The sequence below is a fragment of the Bradyrhizobium sp. genome (assembly GCF_035273305.1).
Taxonomy (GTDB): Bacteria; Pseudomonadota; Alphaproteobacteria; order Rhizobiales; family Xanthobacteraceae; genus Bradyrhizobium.
In genome coordinates this window covers 21,194-27,469 of sequence record NZ_DATEPI010000123.1, presented here as the reverse complement: position 1 = coordinate 27,469, position 6,276 = coordinate 21,194, and the positions used below count along the sequence as shown (strand labels likewise).

At 58.4% G+C, this 6,276-nt stretch carries 8 protein-coding genes; 7 read left to right on the top strand and 1 reads right to left on the bottom strand.

The window, feature by feature from the left end:
* Nucleotides 1–125: 125 nt before the first annotated feature.
* Nucleotides 126–704 (top strand): peroxidase-related enzyme, encoded by a 579-nt coding sequence (locus VJV58_RS08565; RefSeq protein WP_324136909.1) that lies wholly within the window; start codon nt 126–128, stop codon nt 702–704.
* 15 nt (nt 705–719) lie between these two features.
* On the opposite strand, the gene VJV58_RS08560 is transcribed toward VJV58_RS08565, so the two are convergent.
* Complete coding sequence (locus VJV58_RS08560) at nt 720–1,358, bottom strand: ParB-like protein (protein ID WP_324136908.1); 639 nt, start codon at nt 1,356–1,358, stop codon at nt 720–722.
* Nucleotides 1,359–1,470: 112 nt separating this feature from the next.
* On the opposite strand from VJV58_RS08560, the gene VJV58_RS08555 reads away from it, so the two are divergent.
* The 6 genes from VJV58_RS08555 (at nt 1,471) to VJV58_RS08530 (ending at nt 6,241) form a co-directional block, all read left to right on the top strand.
* Entirely contained in the window at nt 1,471–2,352 is an 882-nt protein-coding gene (locus VJV58_RS08555) for an ion channel (protein ID WP_324136907.1), read from the top strand.
* Between the two features lie 81 nt (nt 2,353–2,433).
* On the top strand, nt 2,434–2,778 hold the full coding sequence (locus VJV58_RS08550; protein ID WP_324136906.1) for a hypothetical protein: 345 nt from the start codon (nt 2,434–2,436) through the stop codon (nt 2,776–2,778).
* A 192-nt stretch (nt 2,779–2,970) separates the two neighbouring features.
* Entirely contained in the window at nt 2,971–3,252 is a 282-nt protein-coding gene (locus VJV58_RS08545; RefSeq protein ID WP_002711294.1) for an acyl carrier protein, read from the top strand.
* A 9-nt stretch (nt 3,253–3,261) separates the two neighbouring features.
* Nucleotides 3,262–3,732, top strand: coding sequence for a 3-hydroxyacyl-ACP dehydratase FabZ family protein (locus VJV58_RS08540; protein ID WP_324136905.1), 471 nt, complete (start codon nt 3,262–3,264; stop codon nt 3,730–3,732).
* Entirely contained in the window at nt 3,729–4,940 is a 1,212-nt protein-coding gene (locus VJV58_RS08535; protein ID WP_324136904.1) for a beta-ketoacyl-ACP synthase, read from the top strand. The genes VJV58_RS08540 and VJV58_RS08535 overlap by 4 nt, the downstream gene beginning before the upstream one ends.
* A 23-nt stretch (nt 4,941–4,963) precedes the next feature.
* The gene (locus VJV58_RS08530; protein WP_324136903.1) at nt 4,964–6,241 is read left to right on the top strand and encodes a beta-ketoacyl-ACP synthase; all 1,278 of its coding nucleotides are present in this window, start codon (nt 4,964–4,966) and stop codon (nt 6,239–6,241) included.
* Nucleotides 6,242–6,276: the final 35 nt, after the last annotated feature.

The window sequence follows — 6,276 nt, the reverse complement described above, 5'->3', positions numbered from 1 at the left end:
AAAAAACCGCTGCGCTGATCCCAAGGCCTGAGGGCCTGAGGTCCTGATCAGGTACGCTTTGCACTGCTACGGTCATCGACTATGTTCCGGCTACCCGCATCAGGCGGCCCGAGCCGGAATAATCCATGACCCAACCTATTGCAAAGCGCTTCCCGACACCTTCGATCGAGAGCTTGCCGGACGATATCCGCACCCGCTTGCTGGCGCTCCAGGAGAAATCGGGATTCATTCCGAACGTCTTCCTGACGCTGGCTTATCGGCCTGAGGAATTTCGCGCGTTCTTTGCTTATCACGACGCTCTCATGGAACGGGATAGTGGCCTGACCAAAGCCGAACGAGAAATGATTGTGGTCGCCACGTCGAGCGCCAACCAATGCCATTATTGCGTCCTCGCCCACGGCGCGATCCTTCGTATCCGCGCGAAGAACCCGCAAATAGCGGACCAGATCGCGATCAACTATCGGAAGGCGGACATCACACCGCGCCAGCGGGCGATGCTCGACTTCGCGATGAAGGTGAGTGCCGAAGCGCACAAGATTTCAGATTCGGATTTTGCGGAGATCGCGCGTCATGGCTTTAGCAATGACGATATCTGGGACATAGCCGCGATCTCCTCGTTTTTCGCACTGTCGAACCGGATGGCGAACGTCACGGACATGCGCCCGAACGATGAATTCTACATGATGGGTCGCTTGCCGAAATAGTCATTCGGTGCGGTCCTAATCATCCGATGCGGCTCCGCACCAGCCGGGCAGGTAGATTGCGTCCTTGCTCTTCGCCAGCCCTAAAGCCTTCTCGATTGCCTTTTCGAAGTTATCTTCGACACTTTTGCGCGACATCTTTCGCCGCAGAAAATCTGCCCACAGGAATTCGCTGAACGGAGTCGTATCCTTCGCAAAGCCGCCGACACGACGCAGTTCGCCCGCAAGGCTTCGAAATGGATCGTCCTTGAGGTCCGCCACCGTCTTTGGAATGTCTGTGAATCGGTGCCGCTCACCTTTGGCGTCATAGGGATAAGCCCACTTATGACTATCGAGCACACCCCAGAAGGCGTCGGGGTCCACCATCGTCAGGTCGGCGATAAGGGTCACCAGAATATCGCTGACCCCCTCTTCGTGGAGAGCGCGCGCCAGGTGATGGTGGTCGATCACGTAATGGCGGTCGTTGGGTCCCAGCACGACCGGAATCGCATGTCTGCCGAGAAACTCGCCTTGCTTCTTCTTTGACTTGTGTTGCTGCCAATGCTCTCGCAAGTGCTTGCGCTTTCGCTTGACCTCCATCATCCCGACCGTCATCTGGGTTGGACGGAGCGAGAGGATTGGAATTGGCTGAAGGATCGGCTCGCGCGTATTCGCCATGGCTTGAACCTCCGTCTGAATGGGCAAAATACTGCTAATGTTTGCCTGATTGTACCTTGATGCCGCAGGCCATTGACGAAGTTACCAAGCGCTCGAAGAGATTTCAAAGAAGATGGCCAGCCGCTCCGGTGAACGAAATTCGAGACCACGCGTCGTCCGCCTCGGCGGCCGGGAAATCATCGCCAAGGGCCTTCGTCTCAGCTTCTGGGCGGACATCAGCCATCGCTGCATGACCGCCTCATGGCCAGCCTTTATCGGCGGGGCGGCCTCAGTCTTCATCGGCTTCAACGCGGTGTTCGCCGTATTTTACTGGATCGGAAATCAGCCGATATCGAACGTGCAGGGCGCGTATATCGATTATCTCTATTTCAGCATCGAGACGCTGTCGACCGCCGGCTATGGCGACATGCATCCGCAGACCCATTATGGGCATTTCGTCGCCGCTGTTGAGTTGTTCACGGGCATCTTCTCGATGTCACTGATGACCGGCTTGATCTTCGCGCGGTTCGCGCGCCCAAATGCCCGGTTACTGTTCGCCGATAACCCTGTCATTTCAAGTCATGATGGCAAGCCGACCCTGATGATCCGTTTCGCCAATGAGCGTCACAACATCATCGGCAACGCGTCGGCAAGGTTGTGGCTGTTGAGGGACGAAGTGAGTCTCGAAGGGCAATCGTTCCGACGCTTTTATGAATTGCGGCTGGTTCGAAACGAACATCCCGCGCTCGCTTTGAGTTGGACGCTTTATCACGTGATCGATCAGGAAAGTCCGCTTTACGGGCTCGGCCCAGAAGCGCTCAGCGCATCGGCGGTTTCGCTGGTCGTGGTTGTATCAGGATATGATGTGGTCGCGGCCCAAACGGTGCACGCGCGAAAGTCCTATGACCATTCCGAGATTCGCTTCGGCCAGCGTTATGCCGATATCCTCGACACATCCGAAGAGGGCCGACTTAGAATAGACTACGGCAGGTTCCATGCGACTTTGGAGGGATAGGTCCCTCCCCGACATGGCGCAGATTTTTCTGAGCCTCATAAGCTGGCATGCTAAGATGAAGGTGTATCGGAGCTGGAAGCAGTGAATAGCCAGCAGCCAATCGCGTCCCAGGAAGAGCACCGCGTGCTTAAATTCCGCCCGCGCACGGGGACGCGGCCGCCGGACCGCGCATATCATGCCGAGCAACGTCCCGTTGGCGACGCGAAGGAACAGCCAGGGGATCTGTCCCGTTACGAACAACCACGGAGTGAGCCTGACGATTTTCGCCAGCGGATGCTGGCGAACGTGGCAGCGTTCGCCTTTACCGTCGCCCTGACCGCAGTCGGCATATGGCTCGCGATGAGCATCGCGGATTTGCGCAACACCCAGGACTGCGTGCTGATGGGTCGGCGTGATTGCGCCCGCATCTCCACACCGCATTTCTAGCGGTTCAAGCCCAGTTCGGGCCATTTGGTCCGGAAAACCTGATCCCGCCGCCTCATCCCGGCTCCATTGAACTCAGAGCGCCGCTCCGATATACGGGCACTCGACTCCGGGTGGGGATCGGGCATTCCGGCGCGCTACGTATGGCCTCCGTGCCATTTTAGAAATTATCATCAATCTATCAAAGGCTTAGTGATGTCCTCAACATTTGATCAGGTCGCCACGATTATCGCGGAAACCTGCGACATCCCACGCGACACGATCACGCCGGAAAGCCATGCAATCGATGATTTGGGGATCGACAGCCTCGATTTTCTCGACATTGCGTTCGCGATCGATAAGGCATTCGGGATCAAGCTGCCGCTGGAAAAATGGACGCAGGAAGTTAACGACGGCAAGGCGACCACCGAACAGTACTTTGTCCTGAAAAACCTCAGCGCGCGAATCGATGAACTGGTCGCCGCCAAGGGCGCTTAATCGCCCGTCATGCACCTTGAATATTTCCAGCTCATCGACCGAATCACCGACCTCAATCTGGACGAAAAGTCCATCACGGTAGAGGCGCAGGTTCCGCAGCAAAGCACCATCTTCGAAGGGCATTTCCCGGGCTATCCAATCATGCCCGGCGTGTTGCTGATCGAATCCATGGCTCAGACTTCAGGTTGGCTGCTACTCGCTCTGATGAAATTCGAGCGGATGCCGTTTTTGGCAGCGGTCAAGGAAGCGAAGATGCGCGGCTTCGTCTCGCCTGGTGAAATGCTCAGTGTCGAGGCTAACCTGCTTCACGACGGCTCGGGCTACGCAATAACGCAGGCGAGGGTCAGGGTCGCCGGCAGGCTGCGGTGCAATGCCACGATTACCTTCAGCCATATCCCCTTTCCGAATGCGGATTTGCGCGGGCACATGGATGTGGTGGCCAAGCGTATCGGCTTTCCACAGCAGGTCGTTCTGCCATGACCGAGACGAAGTCGCCTTCAACCCCGGGCCCAGTAGAAGTATGGATTACCGGTATCGGCCTGGCCACGTCGCTTGGTGAGGGACTGGACGCGAATTGGGACGCGCTAAATGCGCAACGCGTCAATGTCGATGAGAAAACCTTCGCGCCCTATATCGTTCATCCCTGGCCGCAGGTAAATCTGGACACCCAGATTCCGAAAAAGGGCGACCAGCGCCAAATGGAGGCCTGGCAGCGCATCGGGACCTATGCCGCGGGGCTCGCACTGGATTCAGCCGGCTTGAAAGGAAACAAGGAAATCCTCGGCCGGATGGACATGATCGTCGCGGCGGGCGGCGGTGAACGCGATCTGGCTGTCGACAGCAACATTCTCAGTTTACAAGCGCGGGGCAACTCGGCTCCCGGCTTTCTCAACGAGCGGCTGATGAACGATCTTCGGCCGACCTTGTTTTTGGCTCAGCTTTCGAATCTGCTGGCGGGCAACATTGCGATCGTTCACGGAGTCACCGGGTCGTCCCGCACGTTCATGGGCGAGGAAACCGCCGGAGTTGATGCGGCGCGGATCGCGCTTGCACGCATTGCCGCGGGTCAGAGCGATATCGCGTTGATCGGAGGCTCGCAAAATGGCGAGCGCAAGGATCTGCTGGTTCTTTACGAATTCGGCGGCTTCAATCTTAAAGGCAAGTTCGCGCCAGTTTGGCAGCGCCAGAACAATGCCGGTTTTGCGCTTGGGTCGGCAGGAGCTTTTCTCGTCATCGAATCCAAGGCACACGCGCAAGCCCGGGCCGCCAAGCCGTACGCGCGTCTGACGAACATAGTCGCGGACCTTGCCCATCGCAAACATCCGGGAGAGGTAACGACCAGCCTAGAAAAGCTCTGGTCCAAGCTCGGCAAGCTGGAGGATCAGGCGGCGATCATAACGGGTGCAACAGGCGCGGAGCCGGCGACGTCGGAAGAGCGTGCCTTCCTGGACGCGCATCGCGATTTGCCCGTGCGGGCGACCGGCAGCTCGTTCGGTCACAATATGGAAACGCAATTTCCGCTTGGAATAGGCTTGGCCGCGCTTTCGATTTCACGTGGCGCGCTGTTTCCACCCAATGACCCCACCGGCCTCGAGGTTGAAATGTCCAAACCACCGGAGCAAATTGTGGTCCTCGGAGCCGGTCATTGGCGCGGCGAAGGCATGGCGCTGGTCGAAGCGATCAGGTGAGCAAGGCACTGAGGCAGGGGAACATGGCAACACCGCGCGATAAACTCGGAAGGCCGGTCGTGGTCGTGACCGGCATGGGCGTCGTCACGTCGCTTGGCGCCGGCAAGGCCGACAACTGGAAGAAGCTGACGGCAGGAGAATCCGGAATCCGCACCATCACGCGTTTTCCCACAGACGGCCTCAAAACGACGATGGCTGGCACGGTTGACTTTGTGCCGATCGAACCGTTTTCGTCGACAGATCTTTCCGAGCGCTTGGCCGATATTGCGACCGAGGAAGCAGTCGCGCAGGCTGCGATCGGGAGCAAAGCCGATTTTCCGGGACCGTTATTTCTTGCGGTTGCTCCCGTGGAAGTCGAGTGGCCGCAACGGCTCGAGCTTGGACGCGCGACAGGTGAAACCGATTTCAATTATGATTCCATCCTGCGGGTCAGCGGTGGCGGACGATTCACGCGGTACCATCACCGATTCCAGTTTGGCTCCGTCGCCGATCATCTTGCGGAGAAATTTGGCACCAAGGGTTCTCCGATTTCGCTTTCAACCGCCTGCGCATCCGGCGGCACCGCCATTCAGCTCGGTGTCGAGGCCATTCGCCGCGGCGAAGCGGATGCGGCGCTATGTGTTGCCACCGACGGATCGGTTAATCCAGAAGCGCTGGTGCGCTTCTCATTGCTCTCGGCGCTGTCCACTCATAACGACCCACCGCAAGCTGCGGTGCGGCCGTTTGCAAAAAACCGGGACGGCTTCGTGATGGCGGAAGGCGCCGGTGCGCTGGTGTTGGAAAGCCTTGAAGCAGCCACGGCGCGCGGCGCCAGGATACTTGGCGTGCTCGCCGGCTGCGGCGAATTGGCCGATTCATTCCATCGCACCCGCTCCAGCCCGGATGGCAAGCCGATCATCGGATGTGTGCGCAACGCGCTCGCCGATGCGGGCATCGGCCCGGAAGAAATCGACTACATCAACGCACACGGTACCGGCACGCCGGAAAACGACAAGATGGAATACCTGGGCATCTCGACCGTGTTCGGCGAGCGTACGGGACAGGTTCCAGTGTCCTCGAACAAATCCATGGTCGGCCACACGCTTTCGGCGGCAGGCGCCGTCGAGGCAGTGTTTTCGCTGCTGACGCTTGAGCACCAGAGAATTCCGCCGACCATCAACTATGACGTGCCCGATCCGGCGATTCCGTTTGATGTGGTTCCCAACAAGGCACGCGACGCTCGCGTGAGCGCCGTAATGTCGAATTCGTTCGGCTTCGGCGGCCAGAATGCCTCGTTGATTCTGACACGCGAGCCTGTTTAGCCCCTGCCCAAGCTGCGCATTCATAGCCGGCAAGA